General features: G+C 35.7%; 24 protein-coding genes and 1 riboswitch. Of the genes, 10 read left to right on the top strand and 14 right to left on the bottom strand.

What is annotated here, in order from left to right; translation table 11 throughout:
• Positions 1-528 precede the first annotated feature (528 nt).
• Positions 529-1,197 (top strand): S1 family peptidase, encoded by a 669-nt coding sequence (locus tag VKJ25_RS09425; RefSeq protein WP_324236373.1) that lies wholly within the window; start codon positions 529-531, stop codon positions 1,195-1,197.
• A gap of 317 nt (positions 1,198-1,514) precedes the next feature.
• Here VKJ25_RS09425 and VKJ25_RS09420 read toward each other — a convergent pair whose 3' ends face one another.
• The gene (locus tag VKJ25_RS09420) at positions 1,515-2,300 is read right to left on the bottom strand and encodes a transposase (protein WP_324236372.1); all 786 of its coding nucleotides are present in this window, start codon (positions 2,298-2,300) and stop codon (positions 1,515-1,517) included.
• Between the two features lie 131 nt (positions 2,301-2,431).
• Here VKJ25_RS09420 and VKJ25_RS09415 point away from each other — a divergent pair, with 131 nt between their 5' ends.
• Complete coding sequence (locus VKJ25_RS09415; protein WP_324236371.1) at positions 2,432-2,593, top strand: hypothetical protein; 162 nt, start codon at positions 2,432-2,434, stop codon at positions 2,591-2,593.
• 204 nt (positions 2,594-2,797) lie between these two features.
• On the opposite strand, the gene VKJ25_RS09410 is transcribed toward VKJ25_RS09415, so the two are convergent.
• The 3 genes from VKJ25_RS09410 to VKJ25_RS09400 all read right to left on the bottom strand — a co-directional run bounded on the left by VKJ25_RS09410 (position 2,798) and on the right by VKJ25_RS09400 (position 4,000).
• On the bottom strand, positions 2,798-3,010 hold the full coding sequence (locus VKJ25_RS09410) for a type II toxin-antitoxin system HicB family antitoxin (RefSeq protein ID WP_324236370.1): 213 nt from the start codon (positions 3,008-3,010) through the stop codon (positions 2,798-2,800).
• Entirely contained in the window at positions 3,010-3,231 is a 222-nt protein-coding gene (locus VKJ25_RS09405; RefSeq protein WP_324236369.1) for a type II toxin-antitoxin system HicA family toxin, read from the bottom strand. The genes VKJ25_RS09410 and VKJ25_RS09405 overlap by 1 nt, the downstream gene beginning before the upstream one ends.
• A 169-nt stretch (positions 3,232-3,400) precedes the next feature.
• Entirely contained in the window at positions 3,401-4,000 is a 600-nt protein-coding gene (locus VKJ25_RS09400) for a COP23 domain-containing protein (protein WP_324236368.1), read from the bottom strand.
• Between the two features lie 267 nt (positions 4,001-4,267).
• On the opposite strand from VKJ25_RS09400, the gene VKJ25_RS24565 reads away from it, so the two are divergent.
• The 3 genes from VKJ25_RS24565 to VKJ25_RS09390 are packed head-to-tail and all read left to right on the top strand — an operon-like array spanning position 4,268 to position 4,887.
• Positions 4,268-4,429, top strand: a complete 162-nt coding sequence (locus VKJ25_RS24565; protein WP_375340320.1) for a BrnT family toxin — start codon at positions 4,268-4,270, stop codon at positions 4,427-4,429.
• A 59-nt stretch (positions 4,430-4,488) separates the two neighbouring features.
• Positions 4,489-4,740 (top strand): BrnA antitoxin family protein, encoded by a 252-nt coding sequence (locus VKJ25_RS09395; protein WP_324236367.1) that lies wholly within the window; start codon positions 4,489-4,491, stop codon positions 4,738-4,740.
• A gap of 6 nt (positions 4,741-4,746) precedes the next feature.
• Positions 4,747-4,887: a hypothetical protein gene (locus tag VKJ25_RS09390; RefSeq protein WP_324236366.1), complete on the top strand. Its 141-nt coding sequence runs from the start codon at positions 4,747-4,749 to the stop codon at positions 4,885-4,887.
• A gap of 233 nt (positions 4,888-5,120) precedes the next feature.
• Here VKJ25_RS09390 and VKJ25_RS09385 read toward each other — a convergent pair whose 3' ends face one another.
• The 5 genes from VKJ25_RS09385 to serS all read right to left on the bottom strand — a co-directional run bounded on the left by VKJ25_RS09385 (position 5,121) and on the right by serS (position 8,204).
• Positions 5,121-5,573, bottom strand: a complete 453-nt coding sequence (locus tag VKJ25_RS09385) for a PIN domain-containing protein (RefSeq protein WP_324236365.1) — start codon at positions 5,571-5,573, stop codon at positions 5,121-5,123.
• Positions 5,570-5,785 carry a UPF0175 family protein gene (locus VKJ25_RS09380; protein ID WP_324236364.1) on the bottom strand — a complete coding sequence of 72 codons (216 nt, stop codon included), beginning with the start codon at positions 5,783-5,785 and terminating at the stop codon, positions 5,570-5,572. The genes VKJ25_RS09385 and VKJ25_RS09380 overlap by 4 nt, the downstream gene beginning before the upstream one ends.
• A 60-nt stretch (positions 5,786-5,845) precedes the next feature.
• Positions 5,846-6,292, bottom strand: a complete 447-nt coding sequence (locus tag VKJ25_RS09375; RefSeq protein ID WP_324236363.1) for an HNH endonuclease — start codon at positions 6,290-6,292, stop codon at positions 5,846-5,848.
• Positions 6,293-6,312: 20 nt separating this feature from the next.
• Complete coding sequence (locus VKJ25_RS09370; protein ID WP_324236362.1) at positions 6,313-6,579, bottom strand: hypothetical protein; 267 nt, start codon at positions 6,577-6,579, stop codon at positions 6,313-6,315.
• A gap of 347 nt (positions 6,580-6,926) precedes the next feature.
• Entirely contained in the window at positions 6,927-8,204 is a 1,278-nt protein-coding gene (gene serS / locus VKJ25_RS09365) for a serine--tRNA ligase (protein WP_324236361.1), read from the bottom strand.
• Between the two features lie 323 nt (positions 8,205-8,527).
• Here serS and VKJ25_RS09360 point away from each other — a divergent pair, with 323 nt between their 5' ends.
• Positions 8,528-9,133 carry a pentapeptide repeat-containing protein gene (locus VKJ25_RS09360; protein ID WP_324236360.1) on the top strand — a complete coding sequence of 202 codons (606 nt, stop codon included), beginning with the start codon at positions 8,528-8,530 and terminating at the stop codon, positions 9,131-9,133.
• A gap of 209 nt (positions 9,134-9,342) precedes the next feature.
• On the opposite strand, the gene VKJ25_RS09355 is transcribed toward VKJ25_RS09360, so the two are convergent.
• On the bottom strand, positions 9,343-9,567 hold the full coding sequence (locus tag VKJ25_RS09355) for a hypothetical protein (protein WP_324236359.1): 225 nt from the start codon (positions 9,565-9,567) through the stop codon (positions 9,343-9,345).
• 518 nt (positions 9,568-10,085) lie between these two features.
• Positions 10,086-10,258, top strand: a riboswitch (cyclic di-AMP (ydaO/yuaA leader).
• 214 nt (positions 10,259-10,472) lie between these two features.
• Between VKJ25_RS09355 and VKJ25_RS09350 the strand changes: the two genes are divergently transcribed.
• Together VKJ25_RS09350 and VKJ25_RS09345 are read left to right on the top strand one after the other, a co-directional pair.
• Positions 10,473-10,739 (top strand): hypothetical protein, encoded by a 267-nt coding sequence (locus VKJ25_RS09350; RefSeq protein ID WP_324236358.1) that lies wholly within the window; start codon positions 10,473-10,475, stop codon positions 10,737-10,739.
• 541 nt (positions 10,740-11,280) lie between these two features.
• Positions 11,281-12,081: a class I SAM-dependent methyltransferase gene (locus VKJ25_RS09345; RefSeq protein ID WP_324236357.1), complete on the top strand. Its 801-nt coding sequence runs from the start codon at positions 11,281-11,283 to the stop codon at positions 12,079-12,081.
• Positions 12,082-12,789: 708 nt separating this feature from the next.
• Here VKJ25_RS09345 and VKJ25_RS09340 read toward each other — a convergent pair.
• On the bottom strand, positions 12,790-13,317 hold the full coding sequence (locus tag VKJ25_RS09340; protein WP_324236356.1) for a DUF4330 domain-containing protein: 528 nt from the start codon (positions 13,315-13,317) through the stop codon (positions 12,790-12,792).
• A gap of 633 nt (positions 13,318-13,950) precedes the next feature.
• On the opposite strand from VKJ25_RS09340, the gene VKJ25_RS09335 reads away from it, so the two are divergent.
• Positions 13,951-14,805, top strand: a complete 855-nt coding sequence (locus VKJ25_RS09335; protein WP_324236355.1) for a M48 family metallopeptidase — start codon at positions 13,951-13,953, stop codon at positions 14,803-14,805.
• A gap of 5 nt (positions 14,806-14,810) precedes the next feature.
• On the top strand, positions 14,811-15,584 hold the full coding sequence (locus VKJ25_RS09330) for a hypothetical protein (protein WP_324236354.1): 774 nt from the start codon (positions 14,811-14,813) through the stop codon (positions 15,582-15,584).
• On the opposite strand, the gene VKJ25_RS24560 is transcribed toward VKJ25_RS09330, so the two are convergent.
• The 3 genes from VKJ25_RS24560 to VKJ25_RS09320 all read right to left on the bottom strand — a co-directional run.
• Positions 15,542-15,718: a pentapeptide repeat-containing protein gene (locus VKJ25_RS24560; protein WP_375340319.1), complete on the bottom strand. Its 177-nt coding sequence runs from the start codon at positions 15,716-15,718 to the stop codon at positions 15,542-15,544. The genes VKJ25_RS09330 and VKJ25_RS24560 overlap by 43 nt on opposite strands.
• Positions 15,681-16,016: a pentapeptide repeat-containing protein gene (locus tag VKJ25_RS09325; protein ID WP_324236353.1), complete on the bottom strand. Its 336-nt coding sequence runs from the start codon at positions 16,014-16,016 to the stop codon at positions 15,681-15,683. The genes VKJ25_RS24560 and VKJ25_RS09325 overlap by 38 nt, the downstream gene beginning before the upstream one ends.
• A gap of 213 nt (positions 16,017-16,229) precedes the next feature.
• Positions 16,230-20,728: trifunctional serine/threonine-protein kinase/ATP-binding protein/sensor histidine kinase (locus VKJ25_RS09320; RefSeq protein WP_324236352.1), on the bottom strand; the 4,499-nt coding region annotated here is incomplete at its 5' end.

Genomic DNA, 20,728 nt, shown 5'->3' with positions numbered 1-20,728 from the left:
CCCCTAACCCCCCTTTGAAAGGGGGGGACTGGAGTAGAGGTAGCAAGTTGAAGAGAGTAGTTATGTTTATGAAATCTTAACTCCCCCTTACAAACAAATTGATATCAAAATCTTACTCCCCCCTTACAAAGGGGGGTTGGGGGGGATAAAACAGGCAATCTCAGCCACAAAAACTATCAAAATACTCAATCGCTTGTGATGAAATTTTAGGTAAGTTGAGCGATCGCTCTTTAATCAGCAGAAACTGTAGGGGTTTGGTCTCTAAACCCTAACCCTTTAACAGCCAGACAAGGATTTGGCCACGGATATAAAGCGGGATGGGAATGCTTTTAGTAAGCGATCACTCTTTAAACCTCTTGACAAGCAGAAAAAATTGTTATATTATCTAATTAAATAACTATTATGGGAAAATAGTGGCTCTTTTTTTAGAGCAATAATTTTGTCAATTTTCTCTATGGCAAAGGAAAGCCAATAATTTAACTTCTTGGTAAAATCAAGAAAAGTCTAATTTCCCAAATCCTGAAATAGATGAAACATCTACCTCGAATCCTTGGTCTAACTTTCCTGGCATTAACTCTAACAAATTGTTCCTTATCCTCAGAACAAATAGCCTCTCGACTAGAACGTAGTATTGTTAAATTATCTTATCGAAATCAAGGCGGACATGGAACAGGTTTTTTTGTCCGGGGAGAAAAGGGAGTCTGTACCGTACTAACTGCTGCTCATGTTGTGGAAGAAAAAGGGCAAATATTATTACAGACTAATAAAAATAGGGAATTAAAGCAAATTGACAAAGTAGAAATATTTCCCGGTACTATAGATTTGGCTGTCGTGACTTTTCAGGTAGAAGGAAATTGTAATTATCCGGCGCTGAAAATAGGTAATTCTCGTAATCTGAAAAAAGGTAGTTCTATTTATATTTCTGGTTTTCCTGACAGAGAAGGAATAATAGTAGATCAGTTTGTTGAGGGAAAGGTTTCGGGTTTGAATAAGTTGCGAGAAGGTTATGGGGTTTCTTATCAAGCTTTGACTGTGGGTGGAATGAGTGGAGCGCCTGTTGTGGATGTGAAAGGTGAAGTTGTGGCTGTGCATGGAACGAGTGATTTTGAAATTGTGCAAAATTTTGCTTCTCTACAGGGGAGTTTGTCTGAGTCGGAAAGGCAAATTTTTCAGTTTGTCGGCAAGGGTGGAAACTAGGGTTCAACGTTTGACTTTTTCTTGGGGGATACCTATTAGTTGGTTTCGGGAGTCGGATTTTTTATAGGTGCTTTAGTGATGATGGCTATTGGTTGCGTTGGGTTGTGTTGTTTATTATGTTTGTTGTGTGTGTATAGGTGTGGTAATTAGATAACATTTGTAGGACGAAAAATCTCCAAACATGCAGAGACTTGTAGACTTTAACATAAAAAGGTTTCAGCCGTCAACATAAAAATAAAATGGGAATAAAATTGTATGATTTTACTGGGTTAGAGAAATTCCCCGATAGACACCCGCCATGTATCAATTTTTGATAATCAATTTACGTCAAATTCTATATCATCAAAAAACTGCATTGCCACTTCTGGGTCATAACAATTTGCCAAAACAAATTTTCTCGCCACCTCTACCACCTCACCAGAAGGAACTTCCCACTCTACCCAAGGAAGTCGCATTTGCCCAGGAGAAACCTTATTTTTCTTTCCCTTTTTTTTCACCACCTTGGGCAAAAACTTACTACCCCAGCGACTTCCCCTTTCGGGTTTTGGTCTAGGTTTATAGTTTCTGCAAAACCCCCGATACTTCTTAGCACATTCCCCTAGAGTTTTCCCCAGAGACAAAAAAGCAGGATGCCACTGAGTCAAACCATCATCAGTCAAACGGTCATAACTACCATAGTTAGAAAAATCATAGAAAAATCCAGACTGTATATTAGCAGCTTTAGGATTAGCATGAATATATCGCAGAGTATTCAAAGCTCTTTTTTTGTCAGTCTTATCAAACCCCGTACTATGGTATCTTTTTTCCCAAAAATGCCCAGTGCGGTTGAGCATCCGATTAAAACACATAGCCGTATACCAATTTAACCAGTGCATAATTTTAGGTAAATCTTCAGGTTGGGAAGGCTCTAATAAATAATGAACATGATTGCTCATAATGCACAAAGCATAGAGTCTAAAGCCAAATTTATGCAAAGCCTTTTTCAAAGCATATAAAAATACTTGCCGACATTCGAGACGAGTCAAACGAAACTCCCGGTTATTACAACGACAGGTAACATGATAGGAATATCCCGGTAAAAGTTGCCGTGGTTGTCTAGGCATAGTTTAGTTATCAGTTATTAGTTATCAACTTTTAATAGTAAAGTTATCATTTTTTCTCTCCAACTCAGTAACGTACCGTCAAATTATCTTACCATCTAGAGCTAGACAGAGATTTTGCTACGGACATACGGATGTCAGATTTTCTACCTATCCCAGAAAAAGAGCTAGACAGAGATTTTGCCACGGATATACGGATGTCAGATTTTCTACTATCTCAGAAAAAAGAGCCAGACAGAGATTTTGCTACGGATATACGGATGTCAGATTTTCTACTATCCAAGAAAAAGAGCTAGACAGAGATTTTGCCACAGATATACGGATGTCAGATTTTCTACCATTTCAGAAAAAGGTGCACAGGCGGCTTTCTAACTTTTGAATTTTGACTTTTGAATTTTGACTTCAAAAAGAGGAAGCCGTCACACAACCTACAAATTTCTAACTTTTGAATTTTGAATTTTGAATTTTGAATTGAAGACAGCGATCGCTTTCCATACAAATTAAATTGAAATTGTTTGTAAACTCTGTAGCTGTGGCAGAGGTTTTCCCATTTCCTCATAAGCATAAACTAAATCTGCCAAAACTTCCTTCGCATTTTCCAGAGCTTCCTCATAAGATTCACCATGAGTTTGAGCGTACTTCCCCCATTCAGGTAAACTAGCGATATAAATTTTATCCTCTTGAGACCATTGAATTAAAATGCTATATTTCATTAAACATCTCCTTCTTCTAACCTAGCAAGTTCCTCTAATACTGTCATAACATTTTTCTCCTGATAAAGCTTGGCATCATTTCCATCCTTACCAGAAAGAATAACAGGTTTTGCCAGAAGCGGGTGAAACCAGTAGGAATGACTACCTTTCCCACGTTTAGTTAAGAGTGAAAATCCTGCTTTTTGCAAGATTTGTTTTAATTCTCTAACCTTTTTCGGCATTTTTCCAGATAAAAATATTAATATAGTTCAATTAATCATAATAACTGTCTTCGGGATTATTCCCAATTTTTTCAAAAAAGGTTTAAAGACTCTCCTAATAATTAATAAAAGAGTTTTTTAAACCTTATAATTCTCTAATTATCAATTATCCATTATCCATTATCCATTATTAATTATCTCCTGCCAACTTATCTTCTCTTGCCAAAAAAGGTTTTAAATCTACCACAGGAGACTCTCTAGAAAAATTAGAATTTACCGATTTTCCTTCACTATTATGATAAACAGTCGTACCATAAACTAAAGCATAAGTTATTTCCCGTAACGCCTCGTAACCATCAACATCCTTCTTCAAAGTCAACAATAACGGACAACCATTACTTGACTTAGTTATCGCACAAATAACATCTTGCTCTGGAGTTTCAGGATCTTGGCGATATGTTAACTTAACTAAACCATCTTGCCGATAATTTTCTAAACGCCGCTCTATTTCCGAACAGCGTTCGGCAGGAGTCCAACCTCCTCCCATAGTTATCACAATACCTAACCAGGGGTATTTACCTTCATTATTGTCATACATTACCGTCCAAACTTCTTTACCTTGGTTGATATCTGATTCTAACTGGCAAGAAAAGCGGTCTGTTTTTTTGACTAAAAGAGGTGGCCAACCTTGTACAATATCAATACCTAAACCTGCAGCAATGAGTACACCCAGAATGAATGCTCCTATTCCTAGTGATCCTATTCCTAGAATTATTATATTTTGTCTCAAAAGTTTCTCCTAAATATATATGAATAAATATTTTCTGAGGGTTTCGGAATAAAAACCCCCTATATTTTATCCAGTTTTCTGTGAGGAGTTTTCGGAAAATTTGAACAATTTCAGTTATTAGTAGAAATATTGCTTATCTTGTTAGAAATTTCATATCAGAAGATATAATTGTCAAATATTATAAAGAGTGAAAAATCTTAGTCTTATATATTCTCAAATCTAACCAATTTAATGTTTGAGTGGGACGAAAATAAAAACTAACAGAACATCAGAAAACACGGTATTAGCTTTGAAGAAGCAGCCGAAATTTTTTATGACATAGTTTTTACTGTTATTGATGAAAGATATAATTATGGAGAGATTCGCGAAATTAGTACCGGAGCTATTCTATTATGTTATAATTATAACTGTTGTTCATACAGAACGTAACGGTAATATTCGTATCATCTCAGCTCGAAAAGCAACTTTTAAAGAACGGAGAATTTATTATGAGTATATCACCCGAACGACTTAAAGAATTACAAAATATAAAAGATTCTGAGATTGACACCTCAGATATTCCTGAACTTGACGAACAATTTTGGCAAAAAGCTAGAAGAGTTGAACCTATACTTCAAGAAACGGTTTTGATTAAATTAGAGCCAGATATTGTCAACTGGTTTCAACGTCAAAATCCAAACTATCAAACTATGATTAATCAAGTTTTGCGCGATTATATTGAGCAACAAAAACCTGAATGAATTTTAATGAAACTCCAGCAAGTTAGCCAAAGATTAAAATCTTTGGCTAATAGCTTAAGTCATCTGAAGATGACTAAATTATCTATAATTATCTTCTTTTTTCGGCAGGCGATCGCTACTTTTCAGTTATCAGTTATCAGCTTTTAATAGTTTAGTTATTCTGTTTTCCCAGATTAATTTTCTTCTATTAAAATTCATGCTTCTCAAATATCAAAGTTATCTTAGGAGGCGATAATTACAGAATTTGACTGTGACTATATATGAGCGCATCTATCCCATTATGAATAATCATAGCACAAAATAATTTCAAGTCAACCCTTTATTCAGTTATCAATTATCAGTTATCAGCTTTTGATAGTTCAATTATCAGTTTTCCCAGATTAACTTTCGTTTACTAAAATCAATGCTTCTTTTTTCAGAGATTGACTTAAATAAAAACCATTACTTTCTAATGCTTTTAAAATAGGCAATAATTGGTCAAGCAATCCTAACTGTTTAGCTTTTATCAAAACTCCCACCGTTCCTATTATTTCAATCCCTAATTTTTTTGCTGTATTTCTTGCTTGTTTATCATCAACAATTAAACGATAACCTAACTCATAAGCTAAAGTAATAGCCTCTGCTTCTCCATCATCAACCCATAATTTTAAAGAATTAACCATTCCTGTATTTTGGGTACTTTTAACAATTAACCAAGAATAATAAATACCAAACTCTTTTTGAACTTCTGGGGGAATTGTCACTTGAGAAAAAATCTGTGGTAATAAATCTATTTTACCAATTCTTTCTAACCCGATTAAGCAGGTACTATCAGCAATAATTAAATCAGTCATTTACTTATCTCTTCCCGTAATTCTTCAGCAGAATAATTAAAAATAGGGATTTCATATTGTCCCAAAATTTCTATAAAAGCTGATTTAGAATATCCTGCTAATTTTGCTGCTTTTCCTAAAGAAATTTTATTAATTTCATACAATTTTATTGCCAAGAACAACTTAGCCTCATTTTCAGAAATTCCCATAGGAAGTTCACAAACTAAATTCATAATTGCTCCTTTTCAGTTATCAGTTATCAGTTATCAGCAGAAATATTGCTGTTTAATAAACTAGCTTTGTATTGGGTCACCTGGAGGTAGATGTCTACCAACTTCCGCATCTGCTATAGGAATATCTATAATTCGACTTCTATTCATATTTAGAGTTTTTATTGTAGCACGACCTATTACTGTTAAGCAAATAATTAAAGTTTTATCTGTAGACGAAATAAAATGTTCTTGCCAGAGATTATTTCGAGGATTAAATAAAAGTACTTCTTGGCGAGATTGTTCATCAATAGCACTAATTTTATTAGACTTTCTTCGATTACAGTGAAAACAAACTAAGGCTAAATTATTAATTAAGTTACTGCCTGCTTTATTGAGAGGAATTATATGATCTACAGTAAATTTTACATACTGCCATTTTTCTGATGCGTGGCAATATTCACAAAGATAATTTGCCCTTTGCCGTACTTTTTCTATAGTTTTTTCTGAAAGATAACGATTAGTAGACACAACTATAAAAATTCTTATAATTAATTTTGTTTGAGCATAATATTCCTCACAGTCCGATTAATAAAACTGAGATAATCATCCAATTCTTCATAATCATCTAATTCTTTTTCTTCTGCTAAAGCTAGCTCTGAATCTTGAAGTTTAGCCAAGAGAGTTTCTATTCGTTCCTGAACAATTTTAGAAGCTCGAAATATAGGAACCCCTTCTACTAATTCCATACTTATTCCACCTTCGAGAGGTAAATTTTTCGGTAGTTGATTTAATTTGAAAGTTGGATTATCAAGCATGACATTTTCCAAGTTTGCTGAATTTAATGCTATTAAACTTAAAGTATATATGAGCGCATTTACCCCATTATGAAAATAATAGCATAAAATCATTTAAAGTCAACCCTTTATTCAGTTATCAATTATCAGCTTTTTGGACAGATGAAGCACAAGAAATGAATGGTAAAATTATGTAGTGCGGGCATCTTGCCCGCGATAGGTTTACCTCATCATAATGGAGCTATATCTACCATCGAAAAAAAGGTGTGTGACGACAAAATTTCTTGAGTTTCCCTAAAATTGAACCAAGAATGCCGTCATACACCCTAAGATTTTCCGACTTCAACAGCGCACTCTAATAATCAAAATTACAAAAACTCACGCCCCATGTAAGGTTGTAAAACTTCGGGAATTTTCACGCTACCATCAACTTGCTGATAATTTTCCAAAATAGCAGCCATCGTTCTCCCGATCGCTAAACCCGAACCATTGAGAGCATGAACATATTTAGTACCCTTTTTCTTTCCTTCCTTAAACCGAATATTTCCCCGACGCGCCTGAAAATCTCTCACATTAGAACAACTAGAAATTTCCCGATAAGTTCCTGACGATGGCAACCACACCTCCAAGTCATAACACTTAGCTGCCGAAAAACCCAAATCTCCAGTACATAACTCTAAAATGCGATAAGGTAACTTCAGAGCTTGCAAAATAGCTTCTGCATCTACTACTAATTTTTGATGTTCGTCTTCAGAAGTATCAGGATGTACAATTTTTACCATTTCAACCTTATTAAATTGATGCAATCGAATCAATCCCCTAGTATCCTTCCCGTAAGCACCAGCTTCTCGACGAAAACAGGGAGTAAAAGCACAATGATAAATAGGTAGTTGTTCAGCAGTCAAAATTTCATCCCGATAAAGATTCATGGTTGAAACCTCTGAAGTTGGTATTAACCAGAGATCGTCTGCTGCACATTTAAAACTTTCCTCTGCAAACTTTGGTAGTTGACCGGTCGCTGTCAAAGACTGACTATTGACTAATAGTGGCGCCATAACTTCCACATAACCAGCTTGAATATGACAGTTAAGCATAAACTGAGCAATAGCCCGTTCCAATGCTGCACCTGCTCCCATCAATGCCACAAAACGACTTTGAGCAATTTTGACTCCGCGCTCAAAATCAAGAATGCCTAATTTTTCTCCTATCTCATAGTGAGGCAAAATTTTCGGATTTTGGGGAATGTATTCATCACCCCATCGTTTTACCTCTATATTTTCTGCTTCACTTTTGCCAATAGGTGTAGACTCACTCGGTAAATTAGGAAGTGGTAAAAGTAAAGCTTCTATTTTTGCCTTTAACTCTTTCTCTTGAGGTTCTAATTCACTGAGTTGAGCTTTCAGCAGGTTTCCTTCCTCTTTTAAAGCTTTAACTTCTGCACCCTTGGGGTCACTACCAGATTTAATTTTTTCCCCTACCTGTTTACCAACTTGGTTACTACGAGCTTGAAGTTGCGATCGCTCCGTTTCTAATTGTCGTTGTTTAGCATCCAATTCTATAATTGGTTGTAAGTCATACTCACCACGACGGTTGAGTAATTCTTGTACCGTTTCTAAATTTTCTCTAATTTGTCTAATATCTAACATATTTTGCCTATGTACTCTGTAATTTGCCTCATTTAATAGAATATTACTTTTGCTTTACTTTGAAACATTATACCAAGTATGATAAATATTTGTTACAAATGGTAGAAATAAGAAAGAACGAAGAAGGAAGAAGAAAAAAACGTTAAAAAATATCAGGACTTACGCAGATAGATGAACCCAGAAACCCGTTACGAGGGTAGATTATTACTGCTCAAAACAACTATTTATTCTAGAAAGCGGGTTTCGCATGGGTAAGTCCTAAATATGATATGATGCTAATCAAAACTATAGCCAAAAATCTATTATTTTCCTGACAGTAAAATATGAAATTTATATATCCATTAACAACTACATTATTAACAGTATTCTGGTTAACAGTGCCAGTATTTGCTGAACCTAATTCTCTGAAAAAAATGGAAAATCTTCAACGTTTATTGTCTACTTATAAATGTCCAGGTTGTGATTTAAGTGAAGCTGACTTAAGTGAAGCAGATTTAAGTGGAGCTGATTTACAAGGAGCTAATTTACAAAATGCAAACCTAAAAGACGCTGACTTAGGAGGAGCTATTTTAAGTAGTGCTAATTTAATTGAGGCGAATTTAGAAGGAGCCAATTTATCAGGAACAACTATGTATAGTACAACCATGCGACAGGCTAATCTCAAAAATGCTGATTTGTCCTGGGCTGATTTATACCAAGCATATTTGGAGGAAGCTAACTTAAGTGGAGCTAATTTAAGTAGTGCCAATCTAAATCAAACCAAACTAGAAAAAGCTAATTTATCTAATACAAATCTGACCAATGCAAATTTGTCTAATGCCAATCTAGCCAATGCAAATTTGTCTAATGCCAATCTAAATCAAACCAAACTAGAAGAAACTAATTTATGTGGAGCTACTCTACCTAATGGTAAAAAAGGAGATTGTTAATTAAGTCAAGCCAAAAATTATATTATTCTGAAGTATCAGAAATTAAGTGCTTATGCAAAATTAATTGTATAATTTCATCAGCAAAATCAATTACACATTATATTATAAATCTTCAATCTTATCTAGAAATTATCAAAATTTTCCCCCTGTTCCCTATTCCCTTCCTGGAAATTAATTTTGCATGACTACTTATTTAGTTCTACATACTTTTATCCTATAGCAGATATTTCATCCGTTATTTTAATACGTCCTTTACGAATCGCCCAAAGTAGTCGATCAATGGAGCGCTTTTCATCTTCTGGCAAAGACTCATCAAATATGGCAGCCATTAAGCCATAACGATCAGCCAAAGTTATATAACCTCTAGCATTAGCATTAGCAAAAAGGTCTCCTAGTGCATAGGGGAGTAGATAAACGGGAGGTTCTTGAAACATGATAGTTATCTTCAAACTCTACTATACTTCTAGTATTGAAGATTTTTTATAATTAGAAGGTGATATAAAATTAATAAAGTAATTGATTATAATTACAAAATTTGGTGATTATAATCACAATTTAATCAGAATTATGAGGTATGGTTGTCATCATTAATTAGATTAGATATTCTCATAGCAAGAATTTAATATCTGATAGGACTCAAAAACCGGGTTTATTAACTAAATTTCCTGGTTTTAACAACAACAATAAACCCGGTTTCTTGGTTGCTTTGCGTAAATCTCGATCTGTATGTGGCAAACTCGACAGTTCCTCCATCTCACTTTTGACTTTTGACTTATAACTTATGACTTTAGCTATAAATAAAAATTAAACAAATATATAATTTAAAAATATTTCTATATTGCCTAAAATTCCCGACTCGAAATCTTGAGAAAATTTATAAAATTTTTTTGTAAAAAACCTTGACAAACTTCTTCAAAAGAAGTTATATTAGATTCATAAAAGCATAACAGCAAAATACAGTCAGCTTAATCCGGCATGAAAGCACAGTAAGAGTGCTGCTGGAGCGGAGGAACCAAAATTAAGGGGCTTATCTCTGTAACCAAAATCTTGCAAAAAGATTTTGAGAAGGGCAATCTCTCAGCCCTAGCCCGTCAGCTAACTTCGTAGGCATTGAGAGGAGAATGAAGAGTCAACTTTCTATATCAATTTTATTTAATTTAGACAGATTGTCGATTCAAAATCCTTGTTTGGTATAGGTCTGATTTATTGCGTGAGATAAGAACGACTCTGACGATCTAAGAAAATGACAGAAAAACTGAATAATTTCCTTTTTGCGAAGCCTGCCGTAGTTACTGCAGTATCTCAACAAAGTCTATGGAAACGCATGCGTTGCTTCGTCATGCCTGACTTAGTTTTATTACCTGCATTAGGTTTTTTCTGGGTAGTAGTTTTGTGGTCTATGTTTAATACCTTCATCACAACGTTCATGCCCAGTCCTTGTTTACCCACAGTGATCAGCACAGTTATCAATGTATCTAAGGTTTCTAAAGGATACTTAGGAGTAGCGCAAGCTCTCTGGAGTTGTTCTAGTGAAACTTATTATATGAATAGTTTGTCTGTTTCTGAAGTTGTTCCAAAACTGGAACAAAACTACGCATCCGTCTAAATTTTCAATATCTAGGGTTTGCTGAAAAACTCTTTTTAATCAGCAAACTCTATCCAAATTATAATAAGCAGTGTTTGTGATAGTTATATTATCACAAGCACTGCTTATTGTGCTAATCTGGCTGATGATAATTTTTTTTGATGGCTAGACTACAGTAGGGCAGTTTCATGGAATTTCCCTAAAAGGTTGTGTATGGGGGCATCTTGCCCGTTGATTATAGCAATGAGCGCTCAGGTATTTACAAGGCCAAGCTCAAAGCTTAATCTGGGAAAGGTGTACAAAAAATAATGTGTAATATCAAATCCGCTAGCTTTGGAGAATAAAGTTCTACCATCAGAAAAGAGCGAAAAGAGTCTGTAGAGGATTTGGAGACCAAACCCCTACAATCTTTAATTCTACCGATACTACGGGATTTAATATAAATATGCCAGCGCACATTGCTATATATTTTCGGATGGGCAGGATGTTCATCCCACTTATATCTGAACTTCCCTTGTACAATAGTAAAATAGGTAGATAAAAGTGGGTAAATATCTAAAAAATGCAAGACGAAATATTAACTAAAGAACGAAAATTTCACGATATCTGGGCATCAACTATTGATATTGAAGGTATTCGAGTAGTTGATTATTTTGAAAGTTGTACTGCACCAGAAAACAGATTTATTCTCAAACAAATGGGGGATTTAACAGATAAATATTTGTTAGATTTAGGTTGTGGTGCAGGAGAAAATAGTGTTTATTTTGCTAAGAAAGGAGCGCGATGTTTAGCAACAGATTATTCTCCAGGAATGGTAGATGTTGCTGTTAATTTGGCGGCCAAAAATGGTGTTCAAATTGAAGGGAAAGTTATGGATGCTATGGCATTAGAATTTCCTGATAATACTTTTGATTTTGTTTATGCTTCTAACTTACTGCACCATTTACCAAATCCGAAGTTAGCTATTCAGGAAATGCACCGAGTTCTTAAACCTGGTGGGAAAGCTTGTTTTTGGGAACCATTGAAACATAATCCAGTTATTAATGTTTATCGACGTATTGCTACTGAGGTAAGAACTGAGGATGAAACACCTTTGGATATTAATATTGTTGATTTTATTAAGTCTCTCTATTCAGAAACAGTTTATGATACTTTTTGGTTAGCAACTCTCTGGATTTTTCTCAAGTTTTATTTAATTGAAAAAGTTGACCCAAATCAAGAACGTTATTGGAAGAAAATTATTATTGAACATCAAAGATTAGAACCAATGTATAGTAGATTAGAAAAGTTGGATATGGTGTTAAAAAAGTTGCCTTTAATGAAAAGATTTGCTTGGAATTTAGCAGTGGTAGCAATTAAATAAATTTAAAAGTTAGGGAGTAGGGAGTAAGAAATTTAATGTCTAGAAGTTTAGTAATAAGTGTAGTAGATTGACACACTAATTTGGTGCAAATTTGTAGTAGACTGTTTGATTTTAAATGATCCAATATATGTAGGTTGGGTTGAGAGACCGAAACCCAACAACAATATTTTTCCTCGCTCCCCTACTCCCCTACTCCCCTACTCCCCTACTTCCCTACTTCTCTAATGTACTATTCTAGATGAAACAGTCTAGTGAACTGACCTGACACACCTAAAATAGTGAAACCTAAAAAAGCTTTACTATAGTCATTCTGGTTTAGACTGAGACAATAATTTCTTACTGTTAAAAGGTTTCAGCTAAAAAAATGTTTCATTCTTATTCAGAATAACTATAATATTGGGTTGAGGAACGAAACCCAACCTACGGCTTCGGGTATTAATTAGTAGGGCTGGCTGAATTATTTATCAAAGTGTTTATGGGCATTGCTTTCAGTATTTATAGATACTAAGAAAGTACCAGCTTTTAGGTGATTCCAGCTTAAAAATCTACGATTTTGAGCAAAACTAGAGGTAAAAAATTAAGGGAAGATTCTTCTGGCTACTTCTTCTCTGATTCCTATTCCTCCTGGATTGCTGGATTGCTGGATTCTGGCTCCTCCCGCTACTAAAAGACTGAAGAAACGCAAACCCTAATTATTAATTATTTAAGTTATTCTTGTACTCGCACATCAATTACACTCGCATTAAAATTATAGTCCATGCCTTCTAACTCAATTGTGGTGCCAATTTTTAGCTTAATATTTCCTAAAACAGGACCATCATCAGTAATTCTACCTTGACCTTTCAATGTTACTAAAACATTCTGACTAAATAGTTCTTCATCCCTAGGATCCCGTAAAGCTTTTACTGTGCCATCTGGTTGAGGTACTGCCACTTTTCGAGTCATAAATTCTACAGATTTCACGTCTATTTCTCCATAAGGTTGATTCCGAATAATCAATTGAGTTTTTTCCCCTGCCTTTATTAATTTTTCAGGGTTACGACCTTTCACACCAATGGCAATAGCATCTACTTCTACTGGTTTGGAGACAACACTGCCCACTTGAGCAACTGTATTTTTGCTAGTACCAGGAAAGACAAAAATTCCTAGCAAAACCATGAAAATTATTAGTACAGCGCCAAAGTCTAAGATACTAATTTTACCAAATAATCGTCCTTGAGAATCTAGAATTTTCATAACTTTATAACTTAATTTTTACAAAAGTAAACTGTTCAACTAGAAATTAACATCTCAATCGAAAAAAACTGGGTATCTTAATTAAATACTTGATGTTGCAAATTTTAGTTTATTAACCCGGTTTTTCCATAAGTCCTAATATAGCAATCCTAAATTGGTTATAGTATTTCACCTAATATGGTTTGGAGATTAAACCCCTACATTTTTTTTCACAGATTACAGATAATTTTAGGACTGCTATGGTATGTGGTTAGCTGTCTGGACACAAGGTCAAGATTGCTAACTTTTTTATATTTATCATATAAATTGTCTATTTGAGAAAATGTGGGGAAATTTATATGAATATGAAAAAACTCTGACTCTAATCTTGAGATTCTTGTGACTAACCTTATAGAATGAAATAGCTATAAGAATATTAATAGTCAAGATTACCATGAGTTAGGAAAAAAATTAATTTCCAGGATGAAGATAAGGATTTTTTTGATTAGTTAAACTTCCTTATCTTCGATACAAAATCAACTTTTAAGTTTGCAGACAAACTATACATAATTTTTGTAGTTCGTAATAAGATTGACAGAAAATTCTTCACTAATTTATGATATATTATATTCATAAGTAATCAAAAAAAAGCTCATGTTAAAAAAATTATCTTTGATTTTTAAGTATCCCTATCGTCGAATATTATATCCGTTAATATCACTCATGGTTGCTGTTGCTTTATGTGTGGGTACAGCATTTCCTACTCAAGCTATTCCCTGGAGAGAGTTAATTTTCCAGGGTATTCAGATTATGTCAATTTCTAACTTATCAGATCGTCAAGAAGTTGAATTAGGTAAACAAATTAATCAACAATTATTGAAAAGTGGAGATGTTAAACTTTATGGCGATCGCAGAGCTAACCAATATATAAACATAATAGGGCAAAGATTAGTTAAAGCAAGTCCCCGCTCAGATATTCCTTACACTTTTCAAATAGTAGAAGATGATGGTATAAATGCTTTTGCCACTATGGGGGGGTTTGTTTATATGAATACTGGTTTAATAAAAGCTGCCGATAATGAAGCAGAATTAGCTAGTGTGTTTGCCCACGAAATTGCTCATATTACCGAACGCCATGCGGTGAAACAATTACGTCAAAGTTTATTAGCGCAGGGTTTAGCTACGGCAGCAGGTGTAGATAATAATGTTGCAGTTCAAATAGGGGTAGAATTGGCATTACGTCGCCCCAAAAGTCGCCAGGCAGAATTTGAAGCAGATCAAGTTGGTATTGCTGCCTTGGGAAGAGCGGGATATGCTCAGTCTGGGGCAATTACATTTATGCAAAAATTACTGAAGAAAGGGTCGCAACCATCTTTTCTTAGCACTCACCCAGCAACATCGGCGCGAATTTCTGAGATGAGACAAATGATTAATCCTGACCTTGCTTACAATGGTGATGGGTTGGATGAAAGACGTTATAAGTTCCTTGTAAGTAGATTAGTTCCTTAGTGGATTTGATTAGAAATCAAGGTGCGTTGTTCAACTCCCCACTACACTTTATTGGTTTCAGTCGAGGCACGGTTGTTAACAGCGAGATTATTCAACGTTTGGGAACGTTTTTCCCAGAAGCAGGTGGTAAAGTAGGAACAGGGCAACGGGATTTACAGATGACTACTCTCGACCCCCATGATTTTGACCAACCAACTATCAGTTTACCATTTCTAGGAGCTTTTAGTGATTTCCGGGAGCCGAAGGTTCAGGTTTGGGATAATGTAACTTTTGCTGATAACTATTACCAGACTGTGCCGAGAGTGGAGTTTGGCATTCCACCAATTCCGACAGCGACACCAGCAGGTCGAGATATTCCTAATCTTTTAGGGCCTGATGCACTGCGGACAGAGTTGAGGACGGGTTTAAATTTCCCCAGGAATGCATCAGGCAAGCTTTTAGGAGAACCAGACTTGAGTGTGAGGTTGGGTACTAGGCGCAATACGGAGGGTGATGAGGAAAGTAAGATTGGGTTTACGAAGGATAATTTAGTTGGAAAGCCGCACCAACAGGTTGTAAGTTGGTATGGGGGTACGACGGATTTATCTAAGAGTGAGGCGCGCTTAGGTGAAGAAAGTCAGCCGATTTACCGCCGACGTGGGGATGCAAGCGAACAGAAGTTGTTTGATAAGCAGTTTTATGAGCGCGGGCTAAATCCGGCTTTTAATCCGTGGTATGTGCCGGATCACATGGGGACTTATTTTTCTAAGGATATAGAGACTCCACTCAAATTAGCATAACTTAGGTCAGCATTAGTAAAATCAGCACAGATGAGATTGGCTCCGCTCAAATTAGCATAACTCAGGTTTGTACCTATGAAATAGGTGTGCCGGAGGCTAGCTTTTTTTGAGATTAGCTCCACTGAAATTAGCATTTCCTATGTCCCCTTCTATCAATGCGTTTTCGAGATTAGCGCTACTTAAATTGATATCCATCAGGAGGGCATCAAAAAAATAACATTTTCTTAAATCTATACCCGAAAAATCTCTCTCACCATTTTCATACTGTTCTAAGAAATTATCTTCAATTTGTCTTCTGGAAAAATCTCTCTCAACATTTTCATACTGTTCTAAGAATTTATCTTCATCCATAACTTGTCTTGGTGTAGAAGATGTGACAGAAAGCACATATACTTTAGGTTTGTGGATGCCTAACAACAATACTCCTGACAAAACTAGCGCTTGGAGAAAAGAAAAAGACAGCGAAAACCCTGAGAGGCTATTGTATGTTAACTTTGTCAACGAGGTCGAGTCCAAAACTGGCTACGATTTCTTTTCCAATCTCCCTGATGGAATAGAAGAGAAAATCGAGGATAATACAAATATACCTCTTCGTACTGACATTCCTAATGCTCCAACAGAGCCTATCTCCTTAAAAATACTTTTTCAGCAAACCATACTTAAGGGTAAAGTAATGATAAATTTTGTGCCCTTACCCAACTCTGAGATACAATCAATTGTACCACCATGTTTCTCGACCACTATTTGCCGGACGATTGCCAATCCTAATCCTGTTCCCTTACCCACACCCTTGGTGGTAAATAAATGGTCAAATATTCTTGCCTTCACCTCTGGTGTCATCCCCTTTCCATTATCCTCAATTATAATTTTGACCACATTTTTTTTAGTCAGTAATGCTGTTTTAATAGTAATTTTCTGAGGTTGAGCTTCAATCTCTGAATAGGATAAACTCTGAGCAACTTCATCAAACATATCAATGGCATTAGCAATAATATTCATAAACACCTGATTCAGTTGTCCGGGAAAACACTCCACTTCCGAAAAATCCCCATAGTCTTTAATGACTTGAATTTCCGGTCGCTCCTGATTAGCTTTAAGTCGATATTTCAGAATCATTAAGGTACTATCAATTCCCTGGTGTATGTCGGCAATCAGTTGATGTTCTGTATCTGCGCGGGAAAAAGTGCGCAAACTGGTACTCAGATTTTTAATTCTCTCGGTAGCATTTTTCATTGAACTGAGAAGTTTAGGCATATCTTCACACAGATAATCTAAATCAATTTCTTCCGCATTTTCTGCTATAGCTTGGACTGTATCAGGATAATACTTATGATAGAGTTGAAAATGTTGCATTATGTCATGTAGATTCTCCTGAGCATTACTAATACTGCCGTTGAGAAAGCCCAGAGGATTATTAATTTCGTGGGCGACTCCTGCCATTAAATTACCTAAAGAAGCCATTTTTTCATATTGCACTATCTGGAGTTGAGATTGTTCTAACTTTTGAGCATAAGCTTGAGATTGTTCATAGAGACGGGCATTTTCCAGAGCAATAGCAGCTTGAGTACAGAGGAAGTTGAGAACAACGACTCGCTCTCTGGTAAACGCACCACTGACTAAGAAATTTTTTAGGTACAAAATACCAATTAAATGTCCTTGGTTGAGAATGGGTAAACACAATACACTCTTGGGTTTCTTTTGCAATAAATATCTGTCAATGATAGGTAAATCCGTCTTTAAATCGTTAATGACTACAGTTTCTTGAGTATTTTTGACATATTGGATGAGTTCCGTTGGTAGATTCGGGTTGTTTTCTAGAGGTTCGTAACAGATTTCTGTTGATTCGGGGGTAGCAATAGCTTGAACCAACCATTCCCCATTGCTATTGGGTAAAATTAAAGCACAGCGATTTCCTCCAGAATGTTGGAGAATAATGTGAGTGAGTTGACGCAATAATTCATCCAGCTCAATGATTCCAGAAATAGCTTGAGCAGCTTTGAGGACAGTTGTAAAGTCAAGAGCGCTATTAAGACTGGTAGTGGAGGAATGGTTAGTAACAGAACGTTTGCTAAAGGTCGAGAGAGTTTCCAGAGGATCTAAAGTTTGTGCTGCTGGTTTTAAAATTGGACTGAGCAAGTTAGGATAGCATTTTTCTAAGTCGTCAGTTTTGGCTTTCGCACCCCAACGGGCATAGCAATAGTAGGCTTCTTGCATATACCCTGCTGCCACTTTTTCTTTACCCCATTTCAGATAAAATTTGGCAGCAAGTTCGTTGGCAAGTGCTTCTTCTTGAATATATTCATTTTCTCTAGCTCCAGCAATAGCACAATCATACAAATCTATAGCTTCCAAGTTATTGCCCATAATATGACTTTTTTCAGCCTCAACTAAATCATATTTGTGTTGAAAATTCATTGGTGCATGGGTTGCCCATTGCTTCATCTTTTCCTGATTTTTATTAACTCGATTCAGTATTTGTTCTAGCTGTGATTGGTTGAACACAAATAAGCCAACAGCTAAATGAGCCAAAGAATCATAGAAGTTAAAGGAAATAGTAACTAAAATTCCGTCCACTGCATCTAAATATTGCTCTGCCTTCAGAGCGTTTTCTTGGGCTAACTGATAGTCTTCAAAAAGATAGCTAAGGATTAATTTATTGATGTAAACATAGAAAATTTCACTTCTGCGATCAGCTTCTTGAAGTTGGGGCAAAGATGTTTTTTCGTTATATACCTCGCCTTCTAAATTACAAGGATTTTTGGATAAAGATCGCAAATTTATAATAGATTGTTGAAAGGTTTGATTCCAGGCTAAAGCATTATCTTGCTTAAATTTAACCAGAGCATCATTGATAGTTTCCATATCCCTTTCAAGGCTACTGAGTTCCTGCCCTAGAAAATATAAGTAGTGACATTTGTTAACAGCACAATAAGCAGGAAATTCAAAATTACCACCCTCTAGTCCACTTTGATATCCTTCCTGTAATATAGACAATGTTTCCTTGACATGAACTTTAATATGAATTGTACATACCCCTACTGCCATAAAGACTGATGATTTCATATCTGGAGCATTAAAACATTGGGATAGCTTTAAGGCTAATTGACCAAATTTATATGCCGAGTCAGGATCTTGAAAAATGGCATTTAAAAAAATACCGTAGCAAGCGTAACCATAGCCAGAGAAAGGTGAATTACCATATTTGAGCGATAAATTTACTGATTTACAGATAACTAAGGGAAACAAGCTCCGTGCAGCTTGAAAACTTGGGGGACCAATACTCGTCAACATTTTAGCAATAGCCAACTTTTCTACATCTGTCATCATAGGTAGGTTAATTAAGTCTTTTATTTCTTTCCCTTGCAAATTGCTAGCAGTTTGAGTTAAGGCTTGCTCAATATCAGCGGAACTTGGTGAACTCGGAAAGTTAACATCTAGCAACTCTAGGGCTTCTAATCCAATTTTCAAAGCATCTAGTTTTTTTGCTTGTCCCATGTAAGCCTGGATTTTGGTAGCATAAATTCCCATTTTATCCACAACATTTTTTGCTTCTTGTAGAACAATTTTTGCCCATTTCTCCATACAGGTTATATCACCATTAAGATATGCAGTCTCTGTAGCTAGTTCATGTATAGGGAGAGTTAGGTCATAATATGTTTGCCAGGGTGAATGCTTAAGGTGGGGAGAATTGAGTAAATCAATACCTATTACTGCATATTGATATGCAGCAGCATAAGCTGTGGCAGCTCTCGCTTTTTGTGCTACTTTTAAATTGAGTTCAGCGATTTGTATTTGTTTGGGCAACTCAACCACTAAGTATCTGCCGATGTTAAGCTGATTAACAATCTCAAACAAGTTTTCATCCAATTCTGTGTTTGGGGTATTATTCAGCAACAGTTCTCCTATTTTTAGGTGTGTGGCTTGTTTTTGATCTTCAGGAATCAGGGAATATGCTCCTTGTTGAACCCGATCGTGTAAAAACTTATAATTAACAACTTGAGAACTTTGTTCTCGATGCTCTGATAATTCTTGTAATTCTTCTCCAAGATAAAATTTGTAAACCTCACTTTGTGGTAAAATAAACTCTTCTTGTAAAGCCTTCCATAAGGCTGTAGCTGTATCTCCTTGAGACTGTTCATAAACAATTGCCAAAGTAGCTAAATCAAAGTGATTACCAATACAAGCTGCTAATTTTAACACCTCTTGAGTTTCTGCTGGCAATTTCTGTAATCTTTGTGCCATAAACTCTACCACATCATCAGTAAGCGTCTGTTGCCTTACCTCCACAATGTCGCACTCCCAATACCTCACATCATTATTAAAACTAATCAATTTATTTTTATACAAACCCAACAAAAACTGAGTCGTAAAAAACGGATTTCCTTTCGTTTTCTGATATATCAACTCCGTTAGGGGTTTTGCCACTTCTCTATTGCAACTGAGAGTATCCGCCACTAAACAATTAATATTATCTTCAGACAAAGGTGCTAAAGTAATAGTGTTAATTATGACTCCTGCTTTTGCCATCTCATCTAAAGTTAACATCAATGGATGAGCCGGAAATACTTCATTATCCCGATATGCTCCTATCATCAGCAAATAGGAATTAGAAACTCCACTCATTAACAGTTTCATTAAATTCAAAGAAGCTGAGTCTGCCCATTGTAAATCATCTAGGAAAATGACTAAAGGATGTTCTTTAGTTGTAAATACCTGAATAAATTTGCCAAACAATAAATTAAAACGATTTTGAGCAGCACTTCCTGATAATTCTGGTACACCAGGTTGCTTACCAATAATTTTTTCTAACTCCGGAATGACTTCAATAATTACTTGCCCCTGAACTCCCACTGCTTCCAGGATTTTACTTTTCCATTGCTGCAGTTGAGTATCGCTTTCACTCAATAATTGCCCCATTAAATCCCGGAAAGACTGCACTAACGCCGAGAAAGGAATGTTGCGATTAAACTGGTCAAATTTCCCTTTAATAAAATAACCCCTTTGCTTAACAATGGGTTTGTGAACTTCGTTGACAATAGCAGTTTTACCAATCCCAGAGAAACCTGCTACTAAAAGAAGACGCGGAGTGGGGGAGTAGGGGAGTGGGGGAGAGGGAGTGTCGGAGCTATTACTTCCCAGAAACC

It is taken from the genome of Okeania sp. (assembly GCF_035285525.1).
Lineage (GTDB): Bacteria > Cyanobacteriota > Cyanobacteriia > Cyanobacteriales > Microcoleaceae > Trichodesmium.
Note: the sequence above shows the minus strand (reverse complement) of the source record. Positions and strands in the feature narration are given on the sequence as shown.

Excerpts from the sequence above, each read along its gene's own strand:
- VKJ25_RS09425 (WP_324236373.1), top strand. The coding sequence starts at position 529 with ATGAAACATCTACCTCGAATCCTTGGTCTAACTTTCCTGGCATTAACT.
- VKJ25_RS09420 (WP_324236372.1), bottom strand. The coding sequence starts at position 2,300 with ATGCCTAGACAACCACGGCAACTTTTACCGGGATATTCCTATCATGTT.
- VKJ25_RS09415 (WP_324236371.1), top strand. The coding sequence starts at position 2,432 with ATGTCAGATTTTCTACCTATCCCAGAAAAAGAGCTAGACAGAGATTTT.
- VKJ25_RS09410 (WP_324236370.1), bottom strand. The coding sequence starts at position 3,010 with ATGAAATATAGCATTTTAATTCAATGGTCTCAAGAGGATAAAATTTAT.
- VKJ25_RS09405 (WP_324236369.1), bottom strand. The coding sequence starts at position 3,231 with ATGCCGAAAAAGGTTAGAGAATTAAAACAAATCTTGCAAAAAGCAGGA.
- VKJ25_RS09395 (WP_324236367.1), top strand. The coding sequence starts at position 4,489 with ATGAGTATATCACCCGAACGACTTAAAGAATTACAAAATATAAAAGAT.
- VKJ25_RS09390 (WP_324236366.1), top strand. The coding sequence starts at position 4,747 with ATGAAACTCCAGCAAGTTAGCCAAAGATTAAAATCTTTGGCTAATAGC.
- VKJ25_RS09385 (WP_324236365.1), bottom strand. The coding sequence starts at position 5,573 with ATGACTGATTTAATTATTGCTGATAGTACCTGCTTAATCGGGTTAGAA.
- VKJ25_RS09380 (WP_324236364.1), bottom strand. The coding sequence starts at position 5,785 with ATGAATTTAGTTTGTGAACTTCCTATGGGAATTTCTGAAAATGAGGCT.
- VKJ25_RS09370 (WP_324236362.1), bottom strand. The coding sequence starts at position 6,579 with ATGCTTGATAATCCAACTTTCAAATTAAATCAACTACCGAAAAATTTA.
- serS (WP_324236361.1), bottom strand. The coding sequence starts at position 8,204 with ATGTTAGATATTAGACAAATTAGAGAAAATTTAGAAACGGTACAAGAA.
- VKJ25_RS09360 (WP_324236360.1), top strand. The coding sequence starts at position 8,528 with ATGAAATTTATATATCCATTAACAACTACATTATTAACAGTATTCTGG.
- VKJ25_RS09355 (WP_324236359.1), bottom strand. The coding sequence starts at position 9,567 with ATGTTTCAAGAACCTCCCGTTTATCTACTCCCCTATGCACTAGGAGAC.
- VKJ25_RS09350 (WP_324236358.1), top strand. The coding sequence starts at position 10,473 with ATGCCTGACTTAGTTTTATTACCTGCATTAGGTTTTTTCTGGGTAGTA.
- VKJ25_RS09345 (WP_324236357.1), top strand. The coding sequence starts at position 11,281 with ATGCAAGACGAAATATTAACTAAAGAACGAAAATTTCACGATATCTGG.
- VKJ25_RS09340 (WP_324236356.1), bottom strand. The coding sequence starts at position 13,317 with ATGAAAATTCTAGATTCTCAAGGACGATTATTTGGTAAAATTAGTATC.
- VKJ25_RS09335 (WP_324236355.1), top strand. The coding sequence starts at position 13,951 with ATGTTAAAAAAATTATCTTTGATTTTTAAGTATCCCTATCGTCGAATA.
- VKJ25_RS24560 (WP_375340319.1), bottom strand. The coding sequence starts at position 15,718 with ATGCTAATTTCAGTGGAGCTAATCTCAAAAAAAGCTAGCCTCCGGCAC.